Consider the following 24,265-nt stretch of genomic DNA (forward strand, 5'->3'; position numbering starts at 1 on the left):
CACGAGAACACGAGACGAGTCCGTATCCATGGCAAGTGCCACCCGCTCCGACCTGCGCAACGTCGCGATCGTCGCCCACGTCGACCATGGCAAGACCACGCTGGTCGACGCCATGCTCAAGCAGACGAACTCCTTCGACGCGCACGCCCACGTGGACGAGCGCGCGATGGACTCCAACGAGCTCGAGCGCGAGAAGGGCATCACGATCCTCGCGAAGAACACCGCTGTCTCGTACAGCGGCAAGCACGCGAGCGACGGTCCCATCACCATCAACGTCATCGACACCCCGGGCCACGCCGACTTCGGCGGCGAGGTCGAGCGCGGCCTGTCGATGGTCGACGGCGTCTGCCTCCTCGTCGACGCGTCCGAGGGCCCGCTGCCCCAGACCCGCTTCGTGCTGCGCAAGGCGCTCGAGGCGAAGCTCCCCGTCATCCTCCTGGTCAACAAGACCGACCGCCCCGACGCGCGCATCGACGAGGTCGTCGCCGAGAGCCAGGACCTGCTCCTCGGCCTCGCCTCCGACATGGCCGACGACGTGCCGGACCTCGACCTCGACGCGATCCTCGACGTCCCCGTGGTCTACGCCTCCGGCAAGGCCGGCCGCGCCTCGGCGAACAAGCCCGAGGACGGCACGCTGCCGGACGCCGAGGACCTGGAGCCGCTGTTCGAGGCGATCCTCAAGCACATCCCCGCGCCGACCTACGACGACGACGCGCCCCTCCAGGCCCACGTCACCAACCTCGACGCGTCGCCGTTCCTCGGCCGCCTCGCCCTCCTCCGCGTCTTCAACGGCACGATCAAGAAGGGGCAGACGGTCGCCTGGGTCCACCACGACGGCACCCACACCAACGCGCGCATCACCGAGCTGCTGATCACGAAGGCGCTCGACCGCTACCCGGCCGAGTCCGCGGGCCCCGGCGACATCGTCGCGATCGCGGGCTTCCCCGAGATCACCATCGGCGAGACCATCGCCGACCCCGAGGACATCCGCCCGCTGCCGGCCATCACGGTCGACGACCCGGCGATCTCGATGACGATCGGCACCAATACCTCGCCCCTCGTCGGCAAGGTCAAGGGCCACAAGCTCACGGCGCGCATGGTCAAGGACCGCCTCGACCGCGAGCTCATCGGAAACGTGTCGCTCAAGATCGTCGACATCGGACGCCCCGACTCGTGGGAGGTCCAGGGCCGCGGCGAGCTCGCGCTGGCCATCCTCGTCGAGCAGATGCGCCGCGAGGGCTACGAGCTGACCGTCGGCAAGCCCCAGGTGGTCACCCGCCAGGTCGACGGCAAGACGCACGAGCCCTTCGAGCACCTCACGATCGACGCTCCGGAGGAGTACCTCGGCGCGATCACGCAGCTCCTCGCCGCCCGCAAGGGCCGCATGGACGGCATGTCGAACCACGGCACCGGTTGGGTGCGCATGGAGTTCATCGTCCCGTCGCGCGGCCTGATCGGCTTCCGCACCGAGTTCCTCACCACCACGCGCGGCACCGGCATCGCGAACGCGATCCTGCACGGCTACGAGCCGTGGGCCGGCGCGATCGTCACCCGCAACAACGGGTCGATCGTGGCGGACCGCAACGGCGTCGTGACCCCGTTCGCCATCATCGCGCTCCAGGAGCGGATGACCTTCTTCGTGAACCCCACCGAGGAGGTCTACGAGGGCATGGTGATCGGCGAGAACTCGCGCAACGACGACATGGACGTCAACATCACCAAGGAGAAGAAGCTGACCAACATGCGTCAGTCCACCTCCGACACCTTCGAGTCGATGACGCCGTCGCGTCAGCTGACGCTCGAGGAGTGCCTCGAGTTCGCCCGCGAGGACGAGTGCGTCGAGGTCACCCCCGAGGTCGTCCGCATCCGCAAGGTGGAGCTCGATGCGAACGCCCGCGCGCGCATGACGAGCCGCCTCAAGAAGCAGGGCTGAGCCCCGGGCGCCTCGGCGCCCGCCCACGACGAGACCGGCCGGAGCGATGCTCCGGCCGGTCTCGTCGTCTCCGCCCGGTGCTGCAGCGTGCGGCGCCGATCCCGTCTCTCGCGGTCCGGATCAGCCCGCCGGACTCGGAGAGGGAGAGGGGGTCGCGGACTCCGCCTCGAGCGTCGAGGTGACGAAGGAGACGAACGCCGCCGCGTCGTCCGGCTTCCCCGTGTACTGCTCGCCGTTCACCAGCACGGTCGGCGTCGACTCGAGCTTCGGAAGGGAGGAGTTCGCGAGGGGGAGCGAGGTGGCCCGCTCCGTCGCGGCCTTCACCCAGGGCCGGAACTCGCCCCCGGTCATGCAGGCGAGGACGTCGTCGTCGGTGACGCCCGCTCCGGTCACCAGCGCCCGCAGAGCGTCGTCGTCGAGCCCCGTCGTCCCCTCCGCCGGCTGCTGCGCGAAGAGCGCCGCGTTCACGGCGAGGAAGCGGTCCGGATCCTCGTCGGCGACGCACGCCGCGGTGTTCGCGGCCCGGCTGGAGTACTCGGAGCCGGCCGAGGAGGAGTCGAGGATCGCCACCGGGTGGATCTCGAGCGTGATCGCCCCCTTCGTCAGCCACGACTGCAGCTGCTCGGCGTTCGCCTTCTCGAACTGCCCGCAGTACGGGCAGAGGTAGTCGACGTAGAGGTCGACGGCGACGACTCCGCCCGCCCGCGTGGCGCTCTCGTCGGTCGGGACGGGGGAGGCTCCCGGAGCGAGTGCCGCGCTCGTCGTCGCCGTCACGGCCGAGCCGTCGCCCGCGAGGACGATGCCGTCGCTGAGCATGTTTGCCGGGCCGGCGCTCGCGACCTCCTGCTGCGACCAGACGTTCCAGCAGACCAGGGCCACGACCGCGAGGAGCCCGACGACCGCTCCGCCCTGCCCGAGCAGCCGGTTCCGGCGCCGCCGGCGCCTCTCCGCTTCGCGGCGATCCCGCGCGTGCGCTCGGGCGAGCTCCTGGCGCTCGCGCTTGGTCAGGCCGCTTCTCGCACTGTTCCCGGACATCGCCGACGACGCTACGGGCGCAGGCTTCGGCGCGCCGTGGAGTGCGCCCGCCGGATCCTGGGACGGAGTGCGGGTCCTCTCAGGGATCAGGCGAAGAGGCCGGAGCCGAGGAAGTCGGTCTCGTCGCGGGCACCGGGCGGCACCGCGAACACGGCCGAGCCGACGTGCTTCACGTACTCGTTCAGCGCGTCCGTCGCGAGGTTCCGCTGCACGGTGACGAACTGCTCCGGGGAGCGCTGGAACGAGAGGAAGAACAGCCCCGCGTTCAAGCGTCCGAGCTCGTCGTTGCCGTCGACGAAGTTGTAGCCGCGGCGCAGGAGCCGCACCCCGTTGTTCACGCTCGGGTGGGCGAGGCGCACGTGCGACTCCTGATCGATCAGCGGGGAACCCGTAGCGCCGGCCGCTGCGAAGTCGGGCTCGGTCAACTCCGTGCCGCCCGAGAGCGGCGCCCCGGACCCCTTGCTGCGGCCGATGACCCGCTCCTGCTCGCCCAGCTGGCTGCGGTCCCACGTCTCGATGATCATCCGGATCTTCCGCGCGACCAGGTAGCTGCCGCCGACCATCCACGCGGGGCCGTCGGAGGACGGGACCCAGACGTGCTCCTGGACGGCGTCGGCCTCCTCGGACTTCACGTTCGCCGTGCCGTCCTTGAAGCCGAAGAGGTTGCGCGGAGTCGCCTGGGCGGTGGACGTCGAGGAGGTGCGGCCGAAGCCGAGCTGCGACCAGCGGAGCGAGGCCCGGCCGAACGCGATCCGGCTCAGGTTGCGGATGGCGTGCACGGCGACTTGCGGATCGTCGGCGCAGGCCTGGATGCACAGGTCGCCGCCGCCGGCCGAGGGGATGAGCGCGTCGCCGCGGAAGCGGGGCAGGGCCTGCAGCTGCGGAGGCCGGCGGTCGGCGAGGCCGAAGCGGTCGGCGCCGGACTCGTCCGTGAAGAGGGTGGGTCCGAAGCCGACCGTGACGGTGAGGGACGCGGCGTCGAGTCCGAGCGCCTCCCCGGTGTCCTCCGGGGGAGCCGTGTCCGGCCCGTCCACCGCGCCGGTCTCGCCGACCTCGAGGCCCTGGGTCATCCGGGAGGCGGCGAGCGTCCAGTCCTTCAGGAGCTCGACGAGGTCCTCGCGCGTGGTGCCCGCGGCGAGGTCGAACGCGGCGAAGTGCAGCCGGTCCTGCGCGGCGGTGGTGATGCCCGCCTGATTCGCGCCGAAGAACGGCACGGTGCGCGTGGCGGAGGAGGCCGTCGCGCTCGCGGACGACGTGACGGCCACCGTGCCGCCCACTCCGGCGGCCAGCCCGGCAGTCCCCGCCGAGACGAGGCCGAGCAGCCCGCGCCGCGAGAGCCGGCGGGGCTCATCGGCGGGCTGCTCGGAATCCGCCGGCCGGGCTCCCTCGTGCTGCTCGGCGTCCACTACGCGGCCGGCTCCTCGACGCCCAGCACCGTGTGGGTCAGCTGCGAGAGCGGCTCGGAGAGAGCGTTGACCGCGTCCGAGAGCTCCTTCTTCTGCTCCGCGGTGACGGTGGAGTACGCGGCGAAGCCGGAGTCGATCGAGCCGTACTGCGCGAGCAGGGCGTCGAGCTCGGAGAACCGCTGCGTGATCCGTCCGGTGAGGTCGGCGCCCTCGTCGCCGCTGGCGGTCGCGATCGGCTCGACATTGCCGAACGCCACCTCCGCGCCCTGGACGTTCGCGGCGAAGTCGGTGAGGTCGGTGCTCGACCACCAGTCCTCCTCGCCCGTGATCTTGCCGGCCGCGACCTCGTCGAGCAGGCCGATGGCGCCGTTCGAGATGTCGCCCACCGAGACGGTGAAGCCGGGCGCGTTCACGAGGTCGGCCAGGCTCTGCACGTCGTCGACGAGGCCCTGGCCGAACTGCGCGCGCTGCTCGGGGGTGGAGGGCGCCCAGTCGAGGAGCGCGCTCGTGCCGTCGGAGTTGAGCGCACCCTCCGCGGGGGCCCACAGGTCCTTCTCGATGCGGTGGAAGCCGGTCCAGTCCAGGCCCTCGGCGACGGCGTCGACCTCGCGGTAGTCGATGCGCGGGTCGAGGTCGCCGAACGCCTCCGCGGTCGGCTCGATCCGCTCGTAGAAGACGCGGGTCGACGCGAAGAGGCCGCGCGCCTTCTCGTCGTCGCCGGCCTCGTAGGCCTGCGCGAACTCGGCGACCGCGGGGAGCAGCTCGCCCACCTGCGACTTCACGTACGCCACGTAGTTGGTGACCGCCGCCTCCGTCGCCGCCTTCTCGTCCGCCGATTGAGCGGTGGCCTCACCGGTCACGGTGAACTCGCTCAGCCCGACCGGGGCGCCGACCTGCTGGAACTTGCAGGCGGTGTAGTAGGTGCCCGGCTCGAGCTGAGCGACGTAGGAGACGCTCTGGCCCGGGGTCACGTTCTCCTTCTCGCCCACGATCCGCAGCTTGTCCTCGGCCAGGATCTCGAACTCGTTGACGTCCGAGCCGCCGTTGGTCAGAGAGAACGTCACCGCTCCCGCCTCGGCGGTCGCCGTCGACACCTCGCAGGCGTCGTCCCTGATCGCGACGTCGAGCGCGGCGGAGGAGGAGGACGCGGGGGTGTTCGGTACGCAGCCCGTGAGGATCAGCGCCAGGGCGCCGGCTCCGGCGAGGCCGAGGGTGACGCGGGGGAGGGTGGGACGAGCGCGCGAGGACATGCTTCTCCTGGATCGGGGCGAGTGCGCCGGCGGTGCCGGAGCGGGTCAGACGGAGGTGGGAGCGGGAGCGGCGACCGGGGCTGCGCTGCCCCGTCGCGGGCCGCGCAGGCGGACCTGGCGGACGAACAGGGCGCCGACGACGACGAGGTAGAGCAGCCAGGCGGCGAACTGCAGAGCGGTCGGCTCGGGCGTGTAGTTGAAGAGGCCGCCGACCACCGCGGTCACGGGCGGCGGGAGGATCGGGCCGAGCGAGAACAGCGGGGTGCCCCAGCCGGGCAGGAGCGACGCCTCCTGCAGGTCGCCGACGCCGTAGGAGAGGACGCCGGCCGCGACGAGGATGAGGAAGCCGCCCGTCCAGGTGAAGAAGCGCCCGAGGTCGATCCGGACGAAGCCCCGGAAGATCAGGTGCGCGATGACGACCGAGCTGAGGATGCCCAGCAGCGCGCCGACCGTGCCGACCCACGCGCTGGATCCCGACCCCGCACTGCTCGAGGACACGCTCGCCCAGACGAAGAGCGCCGTCTCGATGCCCTCGCGGCCGACGCTGATGAAGCCGAGGAGGACGATGCCGAGGGCCGACCCCGCGACGGCGCCGTCGAGCCGGGACTCGAGGTCGCCCTTCATGCTGCGGGCGTTCGCGCCCATCCAGAAGATCATCCAGGTGACCAGCCCGACCGCAAGGATCGAGAGGCCGCCGCCGATGAGCTCCTGGGCTTGGAACGACAGGGTCGAGGGGCCCCAGGTGAGGATCGCACCGGTGACGAGCGAGATCGCGATCGCCGCGGCGATGCCGGTCCAGAGCCGCGGCAGCACGTCGCGCCGTCCGAGCTTGGTCAGGTAGGCCACGAGGATCCCGACCACGAGGCCGGCTTCGAGGCCTTCGCGGAGGCCGATGAGGTAGTTTGCGAGCACGCGTGTTCTCTTGGTCGATGGTGGACGAGGAGGGGGCGACTCCCGCCCCGAGTCGATCCGGTCGGCGGGGCTCCGTTGTTCGGTAAGCCTTGCCTAACCCGGGTCGACTGTAGTCCGCTGCCCGGTCGCTGTCCAGAAGCGCCCGCAGCGGAGGCCGCGCAGGACGAGAGGCGGAGAGTGGACGCGGGCCGGGACGCAGCAGCGGAGCGGGTGGTGGCGGTGCACGCCCACCCCGACGACGAGACGATCACCATGGGCGGAACCCTGGCGCGGCTGGTGGCGCAGGGCGCCTCCGTCACCGTCGTCACCGCCACGCGGGGGGAGTGCGGCGAGGTCATCCCCGAGGACCTCGCTCCGCTCGAGGGCTCGGCCGAGCTGGCCGCGCACCGGACGACCGAGCTCGTCGTCGCCCTGACGGCCCTCGGCGTCGCCGACCACCGCTTCCTCGGCGAGGCGGGCGCCCGCGCACCCGGCCTCGCTCCGCGCGTCTACCGGGACTCCGGCATGCAGTGGGGGCCCGGCCGCGTCCCGGTGCCGCTCGAGCCGGTGCATCCCGCGTCCTTCACCGCCGCGCCCGAGGACGAGGAGGTGGCCGATCTCGTCGCCGTCCTGCGGCAGGTCGATGCGGGCGTCGTGCTGTCCTACGACGCGGGCGGCGGCTACGGCCACCCCGACCACGTCCGCACCGCCCGGGTCGCCGAGCGCGCCGCCGAGCTGCTGGGCCTGCGCTTCCTCGCCGTCCTCCCCGACGCGGCCCCGCCCCTCCCCGGCGACGTCGTGATCGAGCTGTCCGCCGAGGACCACGCCCGCAAGCGCGCGGCCCTCGAGGCGCACGCGACGCAGCTGGTGGTCGAGGGTGACGAGGCCCGCCTCTCGAGCGGTCCGCCGTTCCCCATCGGCCGCATCGAGCGCTTCCGCCCGGTCGCGCAGGCGGGCCGTCCGGCGCCGCTGCCGGAGGAGCGTCCGACGCTGGGATCGCGCGTGCTGTCGGGCGTCGCCGGAGTCCTGGTCGGCGCGGTGGTCGGAGCGATCACGACCGTCGCCCATCAGAGCACCGTGTCGGTCGGCGGTGTCGTCCTCCCGGTCGGCCTGGCCGCCTCCCTCGCCGGCGTGCTGCTGCTCCTGCTCGGGCTGCGCCTCGTGCTCATCGACCGGTTCGTCGCGTTCTGCACCGCGATGGGCCTGCTCGGGATGATCGGGCTGCTCGCCCTGCGCAGCACCGGCGGATCCGTCCTCGTCCCGGCGAACGGCCTCGGCGTGGCCTGGACCTTCCTCCCCGCCCTCATCGCCCTCGTCGTGATCGCGTGGCCGCGGCTGCGGGCGGCCGCTCCCGCCGCCGCCCCGCGGCCCGCGGACGCCGACGCCCCGTCGGCCCCCGTACGATAGAGACACTGTTCGAAGGGACCTGGAGCACCGTGACCTACGTGATCGCACTTCCGTGCGTCGATGTCAAAGACCGCGCCTGCATCGACGAGTGCCCGGTCGACTGCATCTACGAAGGCGAGCGCTCGCTCTACATCCACCCGGACGAGTGCGTGGACTGCGGTGCCTGCGAGCCGGTCTGCCCCGTTGAGGCGATCTACTACGAGGACGACCTCCCCGAGGAGTGGTCCGACTACTACAAGGCCAACGTCGAGTTCTTCGACGAGATCGGCTCCCCGGGCGGAGCCGCCAAGGTCGGCGTGATCGCGAAGGACCACCCGGTCATCGCGGCGCTGCCTCCTCAGAGCCACTGAGGCCGCTCCCGTGGCCCTCGGCGCGCTGCCCGACTACCCCTGGGACCTGATGGCGCCCTTCGCCCGCACGGCGGCGGAGCACCCCGGCGGGATCGTCGACCTGTCGATCGGCTCGCCGGTGGACCCGACGCCCGCCCCGATCCGCGACGCGCTCGCCCGCGCGACGGACTCGCACGCGTACCCCACGACCGTGGGCACCCCCGCTCTGCGCGAGGCGATCGCCGCCTGGTACGCGCGGCGGCGCGGAGTCGAGGGCCTCGGGATCGACGAGGTCCTGCCGACGATCGGCTCCAAGGAGCTCGTCGCCTGGCTGCCCTTCCTCCTCGGACTCGGGGAGGGGGACGTGGTCGTGCATCCGCGCGCCGCCTACCCGACGTACGCGATGGGCGCGGCGATCGCCGGCGCCGAGGCGCTCGCCTCCGACGACCCGGCCGAATGGCCCGCGACGACCCGCCTGGTCTGGCTCAACTCTCCCGGCAACCCCGACGGCGCCGTGCTCGACGTGTCCGCCCTGCAGCGCGCCGTCGCGCGTGCCCGTGAGCTGGGGGCCGTGATCGCGGGGGACGAGTGCTACGCCGAGCTCGGCTGGGACGGCCGCTGGGCCGACGAGCCGATCCCGAGCGTCCTCGACCCGCGCGTGGTGGGGGAGGACCGTACCGGGGTCCTCGGCGTCTACTCGCTGAGCAAGCAGTCGAACCTCGCCGGCTACCGCGCCGCCTTCGTCGCCGGGGACGCGGCCCTGATCGCGCGCCTGGTGACCGTCCGCAAGCACGCGGGCATGATCGTGCCCGGTCCGCTGCAGGAGGCGATGATCGTCGCCCTCGCCGACGACGAGCACGTCGTCGCGCAGAAGGAGCGCTACCGCTCCCGCCGCGACCGCCTCCGGCCCGCCCTCGAGTCCGCGGGCTTCCGGGTCGACCGCAGCGAGGCCGGCCTCTACCTGTGGGCGACCGAGGGCCGCCCGGCCTGGGAGTCCATCGACCGCCTCGCCCGCCTCGGCGTCCTCGCGGGCCCCGGCGTCTTCTACGGGGAGGGCTTCCCCGAGCACGTGCGCCTCTCGCTGACGGCCTCCGACGAGCGGATCGACGCGGCCGTCGAGCGCCTGTCCGGCGGCCTCTGAGGGGCTCGACCCGGCCGATCCTGACGGGTTCCGACAAGGCCCCGGCCCCAGCGCTGGGCGATGTCACAGTGCCCCCGCTTTGCCCATAGGCTGTATGTGGTTCGGTCGACGGCGCCTCGCGAGGCCCCGGCTGCACCACGATCCAGACCCGGCGCCGCCCGCTCCGTGCGAGCGCTTCCGGGGTGCGACCGCGACGACCTGGGAGGCGTTGTGACCGAATCCGGCACGCAGAGCGACGGAACCGCGACGGTGGGCTCCACGGAGCCCGCGACCGGGAGCGCCGCGACGACGCCTCCCGCGCCGGCGGAGCAGGAGCTCCCCGAGAAGGTCACGCTCACCTTCGGCGACCGCACCGCGGACTTCCCGGTCCTGCGCAGCGTCGACGGCTCCTCGAGCATCGACTTCTCGACCCTCTCGAAGCAGACCGGCTTCATGTCGCTCGACTACGGCTTCGTGAACACGGCGGCGACCAAGTCGCAGATCACCTACATCGACGGCGACCAGGGGATCCTCCGCTACCGCGGCTACCCGATCGAGGAGGTGGCCACCAACGCGACCTACCTCGAGGTGGCCTGGCTCCTCATCTACGGCGAGCTGCCGACGGCCGACGAGCTCGCGGGCTTCGACGAGCGCATCCGCCGCCACACGCTCCTCCACGAGGATCTCAAGCGCTTCTTCGACGCGCTCCCGCACAGCGCGCACCCCATGTCGGTGCTCTCGGCCGGAGTCTCGGCCCTGTCGACGTACTACGAGGACAGCTCCAACCCCAAGGATCCCGAGGCGGTGGAGCTCACCACGATCCGCCTCCTGGCGAAGCTGCCCGTGATGGCGGCGTACGCCCACAAGAAGGCGATCGGCCAGGCGTTCCTCTACCCGGACAACTCGCTGAGCTTCGTCGACAACTTCCTCCGCCTCAACTTCGGCACGATGGCCGAGCAGTACCAGGTCGACCCGGTGCTCTCGAAGGCGCTCGACCGCCTCCTGATCCTCCACGAGGACCACGAGCAGAACGCGTCGACGTCGACCGTTCGCCTCGTCGGCTCCACCGAGGCGAACCTCTACGCCTCCGTCTCGGCCGGCATCAACGCACTGTTCGGCCCTCTGCACGGCGGAGCGAACGAGGCGGTGCTCACCATGCTCGGACGGATCCGCGAGTCGGGCGAGAGCGTGTCGACGTTCGTCGAGCGGGTGAAGAACAAGGAGGAGGGCGTGCGCCTGATGGGCTTCGGCCACCGGGTGTACAAGAACTACGACCCGCGCGCGAAGCTGGTCAAGGAGAGCGCCTCCGAGGTCCTGCAGGCCCTCGGCGTGAAGGACCCGCTGCTCGACATCGCGATGGAGCTCGAGGCCCTCGCGCTCGAGGACGACTACTTCAAGGAGCGGCGCCTCTACCCGAACGTCGACTTCTACACGGGCGTCATCTACAAGGCGATGGGCTTCCCGACCCGGATGTTCACCGTGCTCTTCGCGATCGGCCGCCTGCCCGGCTGGATCGCCCACTGGCGCGAGATGAACACCGACAAGCAGACCAAGATCGGCCGCCCGCAGCAGCTCTACATGGGCTCGCCCGAGCGCCACTGGCCGACCGACCGCTGACCGGTCCCCGAGAGCCCGTCCCCGCCAGGGGGGCGGGTTCTCGCCGATCGACGCGCCCGTCTCCGGCTCCGGTCGGTGGTCGAGTAGCCGCCGCAGGTGGCGTACCGAGACCGTCCGGCTCTGCGCCCCCTTCATGGGGTCTCGTCGGCCTGACGAGGCTCGAGCCTCTTCCTCGAGGCGGGACGCAGAGCGGCGTGGTCGCCGCGCATCAGCGCCTCGCGCTGGGCACGGCTCCGGTTCCGGGACCGCTTCTCCCACCAGAACGCCTCTGCGATGCCCTCGAACTCCTCGTGCCAGAGCAGGCGCACCGGCTGCCGCGAGCGCATGGAGGCGGCGTCCAGGACCATCCTGTGTGAGTGCGGAGGGAACCGCGCTTATGGAGGAGCGCCCGGCGCGGCCGCTCCCCGTGCTGCTCGACGCGCGGCGAGGAGGCGCGAAGCGCTGGACGCGGTGTTCGCCGGCTGCCGCCCGGCGCTGACGGGCCGCTGTTCGGGAGGAGATGGTCTCGATACGCCGCCTGCGGCGGCCCCTCGACCAGCATGAGACGGCGGACCCGATCAGCTCGGGTCGTCCCGGGGCGCCGCCTGCGGGACCGGCGGCGCCGGACGCCCGCCCGCGGGTCAGGCGTGCAGGGTCAGGCGTGCAGGGCGGCGTTCAGCTCGATGCCGGCGCCGGTGCGGGGGAGGACCTCGACGGCCCCGGTGAGGGAGTTGCGGCGGAAGAGCAGGTTCGGCACGCCCGAGAGCTGCACGGCCTTCACGGTCTGCGGGGCGCCGTCGGCGCGCGGCGCTCCGCCGACCACGACGACCTTGGTGCCGGCGGTCACGTAGAGGCCGGCCTCGACGACGGTGTCGTCGCCGAGGGAGATGCCGATGCCCGAGTTCGCACCCAGCAGCGCCCGCGCGCCGATCGAGACGCGCTGCACTCCTCCGCCCGAGAGGGTGCCCATGATGGACGCGCCGCCGCCGATGTCCGAGCCGTCGCCGACCACGACGCCCTGCGAGATGCGCCCCTCGACCATCGAGCTGCCGAGGGTCCCGGCGTTGAAGTTGACGAAGCCCTCGTGCATCACCGTCGTGCCGGGTGCCAGGTGCGCCCCGAGGCGGACGCGCGAGGTGTCCGCGATGCGCACCTTCGCGGGGGTGACGTAGTCGGTCAGCCGCGGGAACTTGTCGATGCCGGTGGCCTGGATGCCGTGGCGCCGGAGCGAGGGCCGCAGGCGGGTGAACGACTCCGGCGAGACCGGACCGGCGTTCGTCCACACCACGTTCGGCAGGTGGGCGAAGACGCCGTCGAGGTTCACCTCGTTCGGGCGGACCAGGAGGTGCGAGAGCAGGTGCAGCCGCAGGTAGGCGTCGGACGTGGAGGCGGGCGGCGCCTGCACGTCGATCTGCAGCGTGACCACGTCGATGCGGACCTCGCGGCGCGGATCCTCGCCGGCCTGCTCCTCGAACTCCGCCGGCACGATCCAGGGGTCGCGGCCGGCCGGGATGGTGCCGAGGCGCGGCTCCGGGAACCAGGTGTCGAGGACGGTGCCGTCGACGGCCACGGTGGCGAGCCCGTATCCCCAGGCGGAGGCGGGCGCGGAGGAGTCTGCGGAGTGCTCGAGGGTCATGCCGATCAGGGTAGCGCGGAGCGTCCGGCCGCTACCCTGGGGCGCATGGCCGATCCGACCACCGCCCCTCCGCTCGATCTGCGCACCGATCCGGTCGCCCTGACGCGGATCCTCTGCGACATCCCGTCCGTCTCGGGCGACGAGCTCGAGATCGCGGACGCTGTGCAGTGGGCGCTCGAGCAGTACGACCACCTCGAGGTCATCCGCGACGGCCACACCGTCGTGGCGCGGACGAACCTCGGCCTCGCCCAGCGCGTCGTGATCGCCGGGCACCTCGACACGGTGCCGGTCAACGGCAACCTGCCCGTCGTCGCCGAGACGATCGACGGCGTCGAGCACCTGGTCGGCCGCGGGACCGTCGACATGAAGGCCGGAGTGGCGGTGCAGCTCGTCCTCGCCGCCGAGCTCTCCGATCCGGCCGTCGACATCACCTGGATGTGGTACGACAACGAGGAGGTCGCAGCGGACCTCAACGGCCTCGGCCGTCTCTCCCGGCACCGCCCCGACCTCTTCTCCGCCGACTTCGCCGTGCTCGGCGAGCCGACCAGCGGAGCAGTGGAGGGCGGCTGCAACGGGACGCTCCGGGTCGACGTGGTCACCCGTGGCGTCCGCGCCCACTCCGCCCGCAGCTGGGTCGGCGAGAACGCGATCCACGCGGCGGCGCCGATCCTCGACCGCCTCGCCGCCTACGTACCGCGCGAGGTCGAGGTCGAGGGCCTCGTGTACCGCGAGGGCGTCAACGCCGTGCGCGTCACCGGCGGGGTCGCGGGCAACGTGATCCCGGACCTCTGCACGGTGCAGGTCAACTACCGCTTCGCCCCCGACCGGTCCGGGGAGGAGGCGCTCGCCCACCTCGAGGAGCTCTTCGAGGAGTTCGAGGTGACGGTGGACGATCTGGCCGAGGGCGCCCGCCCGGGGCTGGACGCACCTCTGGCCCAGGCCTTCCTCGCGGCCGTCGGAGCCGAGGCGAAGCCCAAGTACGGCTGGACCGACGTCGCGCGGTTCTCCGCCATGGGCATCCCGGCTGTGAACTACGGACCGGGCGACCCGCTCCGGGCCCACGCCGACGACGAGCGCGTGGCGGTGCACGAGATCACCGAGTGCGCCGAGGGCCTCCGCCGCTGGCTGACCGCGTCCCTGTGAGCGCGACCGCCACGGCCGTCCCCGTCCGCCTCCGCCTGCGCCTGGTCCCGTGGTGGGCGCGGGTCCTCCTGGTGTACATCGCGACCCGCGCGGTCACGACGGTGATCCTGCTGCAGTTCGCTGCGCACCAGCTCGCGAACCCGTGGACCGGGCCCTCCCCGTCCTACTCGGCCTTCGCGTCGATGTGGGACGGCCGCTGGTACGAGATCATCGCGGCCACCGGATACCCCGGCTTCCTGCCGATCACGCAGGACGGCCACGTGGGGGAGAACGCCTGGGCCTTCATGCCGCTCTACCCGGGCGTCGTGAAGGTGCTGATGGCGGTCACCGGCCTCACCTGGGCTCCGGCCGCCGTGACCGTCTCCGTCCTGTGCGGAGCCGGAGCCTGCCTCGTCCTGTACCGCCTCTTCCGGCACTCCCTCGGCGAGTCGCAGTCGCTGACGGCGGTGCTGCTGTTCTGCGTGGCGCCGACCTCGCCGCTGATGCAGCTCGCCTACGCGGAGTCGATGGCGATGCTCCTGACCGCGGTCACGCTCCTCCTCCTGGTGAGGCGGCGCTGGCTCGCGGTCGTGCCCGTGGTGCTGCTGCTGGGCCTGACCCGGCCGAGCGGGCTCGCCTTCGCCGCCGCGCTCGGCCTGTACGTCGTCTACCGGTTCGTCCGGCGCCGCACGGAGCCGTTCCCGCGGTCGGAGTGGCTGCCGGCCGTGGGCCTGACGGCGTGGGGGCTCGTGGTCGGCTTCCTCTGGCCCGCCGTGGCGTGGGCCGTCACCGGGTCGATGACCGCGTACACCGACACCGAGCTGGCGTGGCGTGCGGTCTACATCGGCTACCAGGAGCTGCTCCCGCTGACTCCGTGGTTCCAGGGCGGCGCCTGGTGGGGCTCGTGGTGGTTCGGGGCTCCGGCCGTCGGCGTCGTCCTGGTGGTGCTCCTGCTGGCGGCGTTCGTCGGGATCCTCGCCGCACCGTGGACACGGAGGCTGGATCTCTTCAGCCGGGCCTGGGTCGCCGGGTACGGCGTCTACCTGCTGGCGTTCTTCTTCCCGCAGTCGAGCACCTTCCGGCTGCTGGGCCCGATGTTCCCGCTCGTCGGAGCGCTGGCGGTGCCGCGCTCGCCGGTCTTCCGCGTCGCGCTGGTCCTGCTCGGGATCGGCGGCCAGATCGTCTGGATCTCGATCTGCTGGGCCGTCGCCGGATCGGACTGGACCCCGCCGTGATCGTGCCGAGCGCCCGCCCGGCGCGGTGCTCCTCCGGGGACTCCCGACTCCCGCACGGGTATGCTCGTCGGAATGTCTCCCCTCACGCCAGCCGGTGAGCCGCGACACACGTCGCCCCTCCTCCGGCCGACCCGCCGGCGAGCCGCGGCGACACCCGCCCGCTCCCCGCTGACGACCCCCTCCGCGACGGACCGCGGGCTGCTCGCGTGAGCGCCACCGCGATCGCGCCGGAGACGGAGGACGCCTCTCCGTCCCGCTCCCGCTGGGGTCTGCTCCGGAGGATCCCGTGGTGGATCCAGGTGCTCCTGGTCTTCGCCGTGTCCCGCGTCGTCACGACCGTGATCATGCTCCGTGTCGGCGCCGTGCGTCAGGGCGTCGAGTGGACGGGACTCCGCGACACCTACGTCCGGTTCGCGACGACGTGGGACGGCGGCTGGTACGAGCGGATCGGGATGACGGGGTACCCGTCGGTCCTGCCGCTCTCGCCGTCCGGAGCCGTGGAGCAGAACCCCTGGGCGTTCATGCCCGTCTACCCGTTCACCGTCCGCGGCCTGATGAACATCACCGGGCTCGACTGGGCGAACGCGGCGGTGCTCGTCGCCCTGGTCTGCAGTGCAGCGGCGTGCCTGGTGATCTACCGGCTGTTCCGCGTCTCGCTCAGCGAGGGCCAGGCGCTGATGGGGATCGTCTTCTTCTGCGTCGCTCCGACGTCCCCGATCCTGCAGATCGGCTACGCGGAGTCCGGCGGCATCCTCCTGACGGCCGTGCTGCTCCTCCTGCTGGTGCGCCGCAAGTGGATCTGGACGTTCCCCGTCGTGCTTATCGTGGGGCTCCTGCGCCCGAGCGGCCTCGCGATCGCGGCGATGACGGGCCTCTACTTCCTCTACCGCGTCTGGCGCCACGTGCGCGGCACCGAGCCGTTCGCCCGCCGGGAGTTCGCCTTCACGGTCTCCCTCACGGTCTGGTCCCTCGCGGTGGGGTTCGCCTGGCTGCTCATCGCCTGGGCCGTGACCGGCTCCTTCACCGCCTACACCGACACCGAGCTCGCCTGGCGCAGCGTCTTCATCGGCGAGGGCGAGCTCATCCCCTTCACCTCCTGGTTCGCCGGCGGGGGCTGGTGGGGAGGCCTCTGGTTCGGCTCGCCGATCACGGGCATGGGCATCACCGTCGTGGTGGTGCTCGGATTCCTGGCGATCCTGTTCTCGCGGGCCACGCGTAGCCTCGACGTCTTCTCGCGGCTCTGGGTCGGCGGCTACGCGATCTACCTCTTCGCGTTCTTCTACCCGCAGTCGAGCACGTTCCGCATCCTGATGCCGATGTTCCCGCTGGCAGGGGCGCTCGCGGTGCCGCGGTCGACCCTCCTGAGGGTGTTCGTGGTGGCCGCATCGATCGTCGGGCAGGTCGTCTGGGTGCTGCTGTGCTGGGTGTTCACCCCGGGCGACTGGTCCCCGCCGTGATCGGCTGACGCCCGACTTCCGGGCGCGGTTCGGAACACCCCCGCGGATGCACGATAATAGGGGGATACGTCACGAAAGGGGAACTCTATGGCGGCCATGAAGCCGAGGACCGGAGACGGACCGATGGAGGCTGTTAAGGAGGGCCGACTCATCGTCGTGCGCGTTCCGCTCGAAGGAGGCGGACGCCTCGTCGTCTCGGTCAACGATGCAGAGGCGAAAGAGCTGCACGACGCGCTCGCGTCGGTGGTGTCTCCCGCCTGATCCGCACCGTCGTGAACGCCCGTCGCACACCGTGCGGCGGGCGTTCCGTCTGTCCCCGGTCGGCCGCGCTCGTCAGGCGCGGCGCTTGTTGGCCTGCAGCAGGCCGTCGCCGATCGGCGAGAGCACGCTGACCACGGCGGGGGAGGCGCAGACCTCGGCCACCAGCGTGCGGAACGCGGTCGCGATCTCGTCGCGCTGCGCGGGGTTGGCCACGCGTCCGCGCCAGAGCGCGTGGGGGACGAGGACCGTCCCGCCCGGACGGACGAGCCGCAGCGCATGCTCGACGTTCTCGATGACCTGCAGCGGATCGCCGTCGACGAAGACGATGTCGTAGGAGTTCTCGTTCATCCGGGGCAGCACCTCGAGGGCGCGGCCCGGGATGAGCCGGAGCCGGTTGGGCGAGATGCCGGCCTCGTGGAACTGGGCGCGCGCGTGCTGCTGGTGCACCGCCTCGGAGTCGATCGAGGTGAGCATGGCCTCGGGGGCGCCGTCGAGCAGCCACAGGCCGCTCACTCCGGTGCCGGTGCCGATCTCGATGATGGAGGTCGCGCGCGCCGCGGCGGCGACCAGCGCGGCCTGCGCGCCGATCGAGGGGGAGACGGCGTCGATGCCCAGCTCGACCGAGAGCCGGCGGGCCGAGGCGATGGCCTCCGACTCGACGACCGCGTCCTCGGCGTACTTCCAGTTGGCATCCTTGTCGGACACGGGGGCGCTCCTCTGATCGGTGCGCCGGGCGGATCGCGCCCGGGCATCGCCAGGGTACGGTGGCGCGCGGGCTCCGCGAGGGAGGCGCGGCGGGTTAGTGTTGTCCTCGTGTTCGGTCTGACGTTCGACAAGCTCCTCATCATCGGGGTCATCGCCGTCTTCGTGCTGGGTCCCGACCGCCTCCCGCACTACGCCGCCCAGCTCGGGCAGCTCGTGCGCAAGGTGCGCGGATTCGCCACGCAGGCCCGGGAGCGCGTCAAGGACGAGATGGGCGACGAGTTCAACGACGTCGACTGGAAGAAGCTCGACCCGCGCCAGTACGATCCCCGCCGCATCATCCGCGACGCCCTGCTCGAGGACGATCCGGTCCCCACCGTGAAGCCGCCCACCGCTGTCGCCGCTCCCGTCGTGCCGGGCGGCACCGGCTCCGCGCAGGACAGCTACTACACGACGATGCAGCGCTCCGTCTCGTCCGGCACGCTCTCGAGTGTCGCGCCGCCGCCGATCGACTCCGAGGCCACCTGAGCCCTGCTCCGCGAGGAGCGCCGGGCGGGCGTCCCGACCGACGCCCGCCCGCACGAAGCCGCGCGGAGGCGTCAGCCGACGGCGAGCGGGAGCCGACGGCCGGGCAGTCCCCGCGGCCGCGCGGCGAGCGTCGCCGCCAGGACGTCGATCGCCCGGGCAGCAGGATCCTCCGGATCGCCGACGACGACGGGCACGCCCTCGTCGCCCCCCGCCCGCAGCGCGACGGAGATCGGCAGGGATGCGAGCAGCGGCACCTCGTCGCCCGCCGCCGTGAGCCGACGCGCGACCTCGGCCCCCCCTCCGCTGCCGAAGAGCTCCAGCACCGAGCCGTCGGGCTGGGGGAGCCCGGACATGTTCTCGACCACTCCGACGATGCGCTGACCCGACTGGCGTGCGAGCGCTCCACTGCGCTCGGCCACGTCGGCGGCCGCCGGCTGCGGTGTGGTGACGATGAGGACCTCCGCATGGGGGAGCAGCTGTCCGATCGAGATCGCCACGTCCCCCGTGCCGGGAGGCAGGTCGAGCAGGAGCACGTCCAGGTCGCCGAAGTACACGTCGGTGAGGAACTGGGAGATCGTGCGGTGCAGCATGGGCCCGCGCCAGGAGACTGCCGCCCCGCGGGTGTCGCCCTCGAGGAACATCCCGATCGAGATGACCTTCACGCCGTGCGCCACCGGCGGCAGCATCAGCTCGCCGACGCGGGTGGGCCCCGCGACGCGCCCGTCGTGCATCAGGCCGAGCAGGCCGGGGATGGAGAAGCCGTGCACGTCGGCGTCCACGAGGCCGACCGCGAGCCCCCGCCGAGCGAGGGCGACCGCGAGGTTGGCGGTGACGGTCGACTTGCCGACACCGCCCTTGCCGCTGGTGACCGCGTACACGCGGGTGAGCGAGTCCGGGCCGAAGGGCATGCTCCGGCGGCCGCCCTGGAGGCGCTCGGTGAGGGCGGTGCGCTGCGCCGGCGTCATGACTCCGACCACGACGTCGACCGCCGTGACTCCGGGAGCCGAGAACGCGGCCTCGCGCACGTCGCGCTCGATCGCGGAGGCGGCCGGGCAGCCGACGATGGTCAGCCGGATCGCGACGCGGACGGCTCCGTCGGCGGCCGCCTCGACCGACTCGAGCATGTCGAGCTCGGTGATGGGCTTCCGGATCTCCGGATCGACGACGCGGGCCAGCGCCGTCCTGACGGCGGTCTCGATGGCGGCGACGTCAGGCATCGCGCCGCTCGGGCTCCTGCGCCCGATCCTTCTCGAGCTCCTCGAGCAGGCCGCGCAGCTCCGAGCGGATGAAGTCCTTGCTCGCCATGTCGCGGATCGCCAGGCGCAGGGCCACGACCTCGCGCGCGAGGTACTCGGTGTCCGCGAGATTGCGCTCGGCCCGCTGCCGGTCCTGCTCGATCTGCACGCGGTCGCGGTCGTCCTGGCGGTTCTGCGCGAGCAGCAGCAGCGGCGCGGCGTAGGAGGCCTGCAGCGAGAGGATCAGCGTCAGCACCGTGAAGCCGAGGGCCTGTGAGTCGAAGCGCGCGTCCGCGGGCCCGTAGGTGTTGAACATCAGCCAGAAGACGCAGAAGATCGTCATCCCGACCAGGAACCACGGCGTGCCCATGCCGCGGGCGAACGACTCGGTCAGGCGGCCGAAGCGGTCGCTGCTCGGGCGGTTCCGCCGGGAGAGGACGCGGGTGCGCAAGCCCTTCGGAGCGTCCAGGCGCCGGTCCTGTTTGGTGTCCCTAGCCACGCGCGCCCCTCCGTCCCCGTCGTGTCCTGCCTGTCGCCGCGGGTGCCGGCGGCACGAGCGGGACGCCCTGCGTCGCCGTCGTCACCGGCTTCCTCGGTTCGTCGTCGTCGCCGTGGCTGCGCCAGTCGTCGGGGAGGAGGTAGTCGAGGACGTCGTCGATGGTCACGACGCCGACGAGGCGGTGGGACGCGTCGACGACGGGCACCGAGACGAGGTTGTAGCTGGCCAGGATCCGGGCGACCTCGGCCGCCGAGGTCTCGGGCGTGATCGGGTCCATGCTCTGGTCGAGCAGGGTGCCGAGGCGCTCGTGCGGCGGGTAGCGGAGCATCCGCTGGAAGTGCACCATGCCGAGGAAGCGGCCGGTCGGAGGCTCGTAGGGCGGCAGTGTGACGCAGACGGCGGCGCCGAGGGCCGGGGCGAGCTCGTGGCGGCGGATGAGGGCGAGACCCTCCGCGACGGTCGCCTCGGAGGAGACGATGATCGGCTCCGTGGTCATCAGACCGCCGGCGGACTCCGGGGCGTAGGTGAGGAGCATGCGGACGTCGTCCGCCTCCTCGGGCTCCATCAGCTCCAGGAGCGCCTCGCCGCGCTCCTCCGAGAGCTGGGCGATCAGGTCGGCCGCGTCGTCCGGCTGCATCTGGTCGAGGACGTCGGCGGCGCGGTCGTCGTCGAGCCGGCCGAGGATCTCGACCTGCTCGCTCTCGGGCATCTCCTCGAGCACGTCCGCGAGGCGGTCGTCCGAGAGCTCGCCGGCGACCTCGAGCATCCGCTGCTGCGGCAGGTCGAGGAGCGTGCTGGCGAGGTCGGCGGGCTTGAGCTCGGAGAGGCTGGCGACGTACTGCTCGGCGGACTGCGCCTCGGTCGAGACGCTCTCGCGGACCTCGCGCCAGCCGGCGAAGGCGGTCGCGCCCTTGGCGAAGGGGGAGGGGCTGGTCTTGGGCCGGCGGACGAAGAGCTGCGCGAGCTCCCACTCGCCGGGAGCGGCCTCCTCGATCGCGACGTCCTCGACGACCGCGTCACCGGAGCCGTCCACGAAGCTCACCCGGCGGCCGAGGAGCTCGGCGATGACGCGGACCTCGCCGCCCCGCTGCTCGAAGCGGCGCACGTTGATGAGCCCGGTGGTGATGATCTGGCCGCTGCCGATGCTGGTGACCCGGCCGATCGACACGAAGACGCGACGGCGCCCGGGGATCTCGACCACCAGGCCGACCACCCGCGGGGCGTCGTTCTGCCGGTAGACCAGGAGCACGTCGCGGACCTTGCCGACGCGATCGCCGGCCGGGTCGAAGACACTGCATCCGGCCAAGCGCGCGACGAAGACTCTGGCGGAACTCACGGCTACAAACCTAGTCCCGTGCAGCCGGGCGGACGCCGAGCGTTCCCGGCTCGCCCTCGGCCGGTTCTCCGAATCCGTTCAGAGACCTTCAAGTGGCCTGTGCGATTCTGTCCGGGTGACTCAGCAGACGCCGTTCAGCGGCCGAGGGCCGGCCTTCCCCACGATCCCGCGCGGGGAGATCCTCGCCACGTTCGACACGTACCAGGAGGCGCAGGCCGCCGTCGACGTGCTCGCCCGCGCCGACTTCCCGGTGCGCCAGCTCGCCATCATCGGCAACGAGCTCAAGAGCGTCGAGCGGGTGACCGGCAAGCTCACCTGGGGCCGCGTCGCCCTCGCCGGAGCGGCCTCCGGCGCCTGGCTCGGTGTCTTCCTGGGCCTCCTGCTCATCATCTTCTCGCCGACGACGGAGTTCTCCTTCCTCATCGCGGCGGTCCTCCTCGGCGCCGGCTTCGGGATGCTCTTCGGGCTCGCCTCCTACGCCGTGAACCGCCGCCGTCGCGACTTCACCTCGACCATGCAGGTGATCGCGACCAGCTACTCCGTGCTCGTGGACCCCGAGGTGGTCAACCGCGCGCGCAACCTGCTCGACGGCGGCACCTCCGCGGCGGAGGCGCCGCAGACGGCCTGGGCTCCGCCTCCCGCCGCGGTCGGCGACCCGCAGCCGCAGCCCGTCCGCCCCGAGGACGACCTGCGCTGACGATCCTCCACGAAGGCCCCCGGTCCACCGGGGGCCTTCCTCGTTCCCGGGGCGGGGCGGCTCAGGCGGAGCCGACGGGCGGGAGGACAATGTCGACCGCGAGACCCCGGGGGGAGCGGTTGACCAGGGCGACCGTCCCGCCGGCCGAGAGCACGGTGGTGTGCACCAGGGCCAGCCCCAGACCGCTGCCGCCGGAGGCGAGGGTCCGGGAGTCGTCCGGGCGGGAGAAGCGGTCGAAGGCGACCGGGATGAAGGCGTCGGGCATCCCCGGTCCGTCGTCCGAGACGCTGAGCATCAGGCGCCCGTCCGACTGCGAGAGGGAGGCGACGATCATGCCGCCGCCGTTCATCGCCTGGATCGCGTTCCTCACGAGGTTGTCGATCACCCGGCCGAAGTCCTGGGACGCGACCGCGTAGAGCCGCGCGGGCTCGCGCTCGTCGATCTCGTAGTCGATCTCCACCCCCGACTCCGAGGCGAGCAGGCGGGTGCGGTCGACGGCGCCCACCAGCTCGTCGACGAGCTCGGCGAAGGGAGCGGTCGGGCGGACGGTGCGGCTCTCGATGCGCGAGATGTCGAGCAGGGCGGACGCGAGGCGCACGAGCCGGTCGACGCTCTTCTGCGCGTCGAGGATGACCCGGTCGACCGCGACCGGGTCGTCGACGCGGTGGTGGGCGATCTCGAGCTGGGCGGAGAGCGCGGCGAGGGGAGTGCGGAGCTCGTGGCTCGCATCCGACACCATCTGCTTCTCCCGGGCCAGCGACGCGGTCTGCTTGGTCAGGAACGCGTTCAGCGTCACCGCGAGCTCGTCGATCTCGTCGCGCGTGCCGACGACCGGGAGCTGGTCGCCCTGCCCGGGCTCGGCGGCGATCTGATCCGCGCGCGCCCGCATCCGGCGCACCGGGGCGAGGGCCGCGCCCGTCAGGATCCACGAGGCGAGCCCGAACGTGACGACGAGGAAGATCGCCGCGTAGACGAGCACGTGGGCGAAGTCGTCCAGGACGAGCTGCGAGGCGGCCTGGTCGCGGGCGGAGGCGACCTGCCAGACGCCGCGATCGCTCTCGATGGCCGTGAAGCGGACCAGGTAGCTGCCGTTCGCCGTCGTCACGTCGGCGTACCGGGGCGAGGTGTCGGCCGGCTCCTCCGCCAGTGCGCTGAGCACCTCGCCGCTCAGGCGCGAGGGCATGGTCGAGGTGCTGACGCTCCCGTCGGGCGCGAGGGCGAGGAACAGCTGTCCCGTCGACGAGCCCTGCGTGCGCGGGACGTTGCCCGCCGAGATGTCGCGGCGCACCTCGTCCTCGATCGACATCAGGATCGTCCGCTCACTGCGGTCGACGATGCCGGTGACCACCTGGTAGAAGAGCAGCGCCGCGAGCGCGAAGAGGGCGGTCGCCACAGCGACCGTTCCCACGGTGATCCTCGCGCGGATCGAGAGCGCGCCGACCCGGCGGCGTGCCGTGCTCATCCGCGACACGGGCTACTCGACCGGGCGGAGGAAGTAGCCCTTGCCGCGGACGGTCACGATGCTGACGCCCGTGTCCTCGGTCGGGAGCTTCTTGCGCAGGTAGCTGACGTACTGGTCGACGATGTTGTTGTCGACGATCTCGCCGCCGCCCCAGATCTCGGAGAGGATCCGCTGGCGGGTCACCACGGAGCCGACGGGAGTGATGAGGAGCTTGAGGAGCTCGAGCTCCTTCGGGCTGACGTGGATGCGCGAGCCGTCGGCGGTGCGCCGGATGCTCGATCCGTCCACGGTGATGCGTCCGACGTCGATCGAGGTGGACATCAGCGACGGGCTGCGGCGCAGGAGGGCCCGGAGGCGCGCGTTGAGCTCGGTGAACGCGAACGGCTTGGTCAGGTAGTCATCCGCTCCGGCGTCGAGCCCGAAGACGCGGTCCTCGATCGCGTCCCGCGCGGTCAGCAGCATGATCGGCGTGGGCCGGCCGAGCTCGCGGATCCGGCGGCAGATCTCGAAGCCCGACATCGCCGGCAGCATGACGTCCACGATGGCGGCCGAGAACTCGGCGTTGCTGAACGCGACGAGCGCGTCGATGCCGTTCGTGGTGAGCACGGCGTCGTAGCCGGCGTCTTCGAGGCCGCCGACGAGGGCCTCACCCATGGCTGGATCGTCTTCGACGACAAGGATCTTCACGCGCTCACCCTACGGCCCGGCTCTCAGGAGGACGCACTGCGCGGGCCGTGTGTCGATCGGATGCGGAATCGACCCATCCGATCGGCGCGGGGCGACGAATGAGGAATGACAGACCGCTCGGGGGCGTGGCGGGAGAGGCGCGATCAGTGGCGCAATTCTACTCTTCTCCCCCCGTCGGGCCGATGATACTGTTCGCGAAGTTCACCTCTACCGTCACCCGAAGGCGGCACAAACATGCTCAATATTCTTTCCATCTGGGCGCGTCTCGCGCTGTCGGTCCTCCTGTGGATCGTCCTTCTCCCCGTCATGCTCGTCCTGCTGCCGTTCCGCACGGGCAGGAGCGCCTCGCTCCCCGCCCTGCGACCGGTGCCGGTTCCCGCACAGACGGTGGCGATCGACACCCGGAGCACCAGCGGCGCGTACTAGGCCCACTTCCCGGTC

Annotated in this window: 24 protein-coding genes; 12 read left to right on the forward strand and 12 right to left on the reverse strand. The window is 71.9% G+C overall.

The annotated features are described in order from the left end of the window. Positions 1–28: 28 nt before the first annotated feature. A complete protein-coding gene (gene typA / locus C5C59_RS06755; protein WP_104222978.1) occupies positions 29–1,933 on the forward strand; it encodes a translational GTPase TypA in 1,905 nt (634 codons plus the stop codon). A 120-nt stretch (positions 1,934–2,053) separates the two neighbouring features. Here the strand turns inward: typA and C5C59_RS06760 are convergent, their stop codons facing one another. From C5C59_RS06760 to efeU, 4 genes are all read right to left on the reverse strand, one after another. Beyond that, the gene (locus C5C59_RS06760; protein WP_104237547.1) at positions 2,054–2,968 is read right to left on the reverse strand and encodes a thioredoxin domain-containing protein; all 915 of its coding nucleotides are present in this window, start codon (positions 2,966–2,968) and stop codon (positions 2,054–2,056) included. Between the two features lie 86 nt (positions 2,969–3,054). Then, on the reverse strand, positions 3,055–4,374 hold the full coding sequence (efeB, locus tag C5C59_RS06765) for an iron uptake transporter deferrochelatase/peroxidase subunit (RefSeq protein WP_104237548.1): 1,320 nt from the start codon (positions 4,372–4,374) through the stop codon (positions 3,055–3,057). Beyond that, a complete protein-coding gene (efeO, locus tag C5C59_RS06770) occupies positions 4,374–5,624 on the reverse strand; it encodes an iron uptake system protein EfeO (RefSeq protein ID WP_104237549.1) in 1,251 nt (416 codons plus the stop codon). The genes efeB and efeO overlap by 1 nt, the downstream gene beginning before the upstream one ends. Before the next feature lie 45 nt (positions 5,625–5,669). Continuing rightward, positions 5,670–6,536 (reverse strand): iron uptake transporter permease EfeU, encoded by an 867-nt coding sequence (gene efeU / locus C5C59_RS06775; RefSeq protein ID WP_104237550.1) that lies wholly within the window; start codon positions 6,534–6,536, stop codon positions 5,670–5,672. 177 nt (positions 6,537–6,713) lie between these two features. Here efeU and C5C59_RS06780 point away from each other — a divergent pair, with 177 nt between their 5' ends. The 4 genes from C5C59_RS06780 (at position 6,714) to C5C59_RS06795 (ending at position 10,988) form a co-directional block, all read left to right on the forward strand. After that, positions 6,714–7,922, forward strand: coding sequence for a PIG-L family deacetylase (locus C5C59_RS06780; RefSeq protein WP_146076874.1), 1,209 nt, complete (start codon positions 6,714–6,716; stop codon positions 7,920–7,922). Positions 7,923–7,951: 29 nt separating this feature from the next. Next, on the forward strand, positions 7,952–8,272 hold the full coding sequence (gene fdxA, locus C5C59_RS06785; protein WP_104222984.1) for a ferredoxin: 321 nt from the start codon (positions 7,952–7,954) through the stop codon (positions 8,270–8,272). A 10-nt stretch (positions 8,273–8,282) separates the two neighbouring features. Next, entirely contained in the window at positions 8,283–9,392 is a 1,110-nt protein-coding gene (dapC, locus tag C5C59_RS06790) for a succinyldiaminopimelate transaminase (RefSeq protein ID WP_104237552.1), read from the forward strand. Positions 9,393–9,602: 210 nt separating this feature from the next. Then, the gene (locus tag C5C59_RS06795; RefSeq protein WP_258062633.1) at positions 9,603–10,988 is read left to right on the forward strand and encodes a citrate synthase; all 1,386 of its coding nucleotides are present in this window, start codon (positions 9,603–9,605) and stop codon (positions 10,986–10,988) included. Between the two features lie 131 nt (positions 10,989–11,119). Here the strand turns inward: C5C59_RS06795 and C5C59_RS06800 are convergent, their stop codons facing one another. Continuing rightward, the gene (locus tag C5C59_RS06800; RefSeq protein WP_104237553.1) at positions 11,120–11,335 is read right to left on the reverse strand and encodes a hypothetical protein; all 216 of its coding nucleotides are present in this window, start codon (positions 11,333–11,335) and stop codon (positions 11,120–11,122) included. A gap of 287 nt (positions 11,336–11,622) precedes the next feature. Further along, positions 11,623–12,603 carry a 2,3,4,5-tetrahydropyridine-2,6-dicarboxylate N-succinyltransferase gene (dapD, locus tag C5C59_RS06805; RefSeq protein ID WP_104237554.1) on the reverse strand — a complete coding sequence of 327 codons (981 nt, stop codon included), beginning with the start codon at positions 12,601–12,603 and terminating at the stop codon, positions 11,623–11,625. Positions 12,604–12,648: 45 nt separating this feature from the next. Between dapD and dapE the strand changes: the two genes are divergently transcribed. The 4 genes from dapE to C5C59_RS06825 all read left to right on the forward strand — a co-directional run bounded on the left by dapE (position 12,649) and on the right by C5C59_RS06825 (position 16,678). Then, positions 12,649–13,746, forward strand: coding sequence for a succinyl-diaminopimelate desuccinylase (gene dapE / locus C5C59_RS06810; RefSeq protein ID WP_104237555.1), 1,098 nt, complete (start codon positions 12,649–12,651; stop codon positions 13,744–13,746). Then, positions 13,743–14,960, forward strand: coding sequence for a mannosyltransferase family protein (locus C5C59_RS06815; RefSeq protein WP_258062634.1), 1,218 nt, complete (start codon positions 13,743–13,745; stop codon positions 14,958–14,960). The genes dapE and C5C59_RS06815 overlap by 4 nt, the downstream gene beginning before the upstream one ends. 206 nt (positions 14,961–15,166) lie before the next feature. Next, a complete protein-coding gene (locus tag C5C59_RS06820) occupies positions 15,167–16,417 on the forward strand; it encodes a hypothetical protein (protein ID WP_104237556.1) in 1,251 nt (416 codons plus the stop codon). Positions 16,418–16,504: 87 nt separating this feature from the next. Further along, complete coding sequence (locus C5C59_RS06825; RefSeq protein WP_068208299.1) at positions 16,505–16,678, forward strand: DUF3117 domain-containing protein; 174 nt, start codon at positions 16,505–16,507, stop codon at positions 16,676–16,678. Between the two features lie 72 nt (positions 16,679–16,750). Here the strand turns inward: C5C59_RS06825 and C5C59_RS06830 are convergent, their stop codons facing one another. Then, positions 16,751–17,383 (reverse strand): O-methyltransferase, encoded by a 633-nt coding sequence (locus tag C5C59_RS06830; RefSeq protein WP_104222989.1) that lies wholly within the window; start codon positions 17,381–17,383, stop codon positions 16,751–16,753. Positions 17,384–17,491: 108 nt separating this feature from the next. Between C5C59_RS06830 and C5C59_RS17010 the strand changes: the two genes are divergently transcribed. Continuing rightward, positions 17,492–17,908, forward strand: a complete 417-nt coding sequence (locus C5C59_RS17010) for a twin-arginine translocase TatA/TatE family subunit (RefSeq protein ID WP_146079582.1) — start codon at positions 17,492–17,494, stop codon at positions 17,906–17,908. Between the two features lie 71 nt (positions 17,909–17,979). Here the strand turns inward: C5C59_RS17010 and C5C59_RS06840 are convergent, their stop codons facing one another. The 3 genes from C5C59_RS06840 to C5C59_RS06850 are packed head-to-tail and all read right to left on the reverse strand — an operon-like array spanning position 17,980 to position 20,978. Next, positions 17,980–19,125 (reverse strand): Mrp/NBP35 family ATP-binding protein, encoded by a 1,146-nt coding sequence (locus tag C5C59_RS06840; RefSeq protein WP_104237557.1) that lies wholly within the window; start codon positions 19,123–19,125, stop codon positions 17,980–17,982. Beyond that, entirely contained in the window at positions 19,118–19,642 is a 525-nt protein-coding gene (locus tag C5C59_RS06845) for a DUF1003 domain-containing protein (RefSeq protein WP_104222991.1), read from the reverse strand. The genes C5C59_RS06840 and C5C59_RS06845 overlap by 8 nt, the downstream gene beginning before the upstream one ends. Continuing rightward, positions 19,635–20,978 (reverse strand): magnesium transporter MgtE N-terminal domain-containing protein, encoded by a 1,344-nt coding sequence (locus tag C5C59_RS06850; protein ID WP_104225554.1) that lies wholly within the window; start codon positions 20,976–20,978, stop codon positions 19,635–19,637. The genes C5C59_RS06845 and C5C59_RS06850 overlap by 8 nt, the downstream gene beginning before the upstream one ends. 115 nt (positions 20,979–21,093) lie before the next feature. On the opposite strand from C5C59_RS06850, the gene C5C59_RS06855 reads away from it, so the two are divergent. Beyond that, entirely contained in the window at positions 21,094–21,675 is a 582-nt protein-coding gene (locus C5C59_RS06855) for a general stress protein (RefSeq protein WP_258062635.1), read from the forward strand. A gap of 61 nt (positions 21,676–21,736) precedes the next feature. Here C5C59_RS06855 and C5C59_RS06860 read toward each other — a convergent pair whose 3' ends face one another. After that, positions 21,737–23,137: a cell wall metabolism sensor histidine kinase WalK gene (locus C5C59_RS06860; RefSeq protein ID WP_146076469.1), complete on the reverse strand. Its 1,401-nt coding sequence runs from the start codon at positions 23,135–23,137 to the stop codon at positions 21,737–21,739. A 12-nt stretch (positions 23,138–23,149) separates the two neighbouring features. Then, positions 23,150–23,824 (reverse strand): response regulator transcription factor, encoded by a 675-nt coding sequence (locus C5C59_RS06865; RefSeq protein WP_258062636.1) that lies wholly within the window; start codon positions 23,822–23,824, stop codon positions 23,150–23,152. A 234-nt stretch (positions 23,825–24,058) separates the two neighbouring features. Between C5C59_RS06865 and C5C59_RS06870 the strand changes: the two genes are divergently transcribed. After that, entirely contained in the window at positions 24,059–24,250 is a 192-nt protein-coding gene (locus C5C59_RS06870) for a hypothetical protein (protein WP_104237558.1), read from the forward strand. The last annotated feature ends 15 nt before the right edge of the window (positions 24,251–24,265 follow it).

This window comes from Rathayibacter sp. AY1F4 (assembly GCF_002931775.1).
GTDB lineage: Bacteria > Actinomycetota > Actinomycetes > Actinomycetales > Microbacteriaceae > Rathayibacter.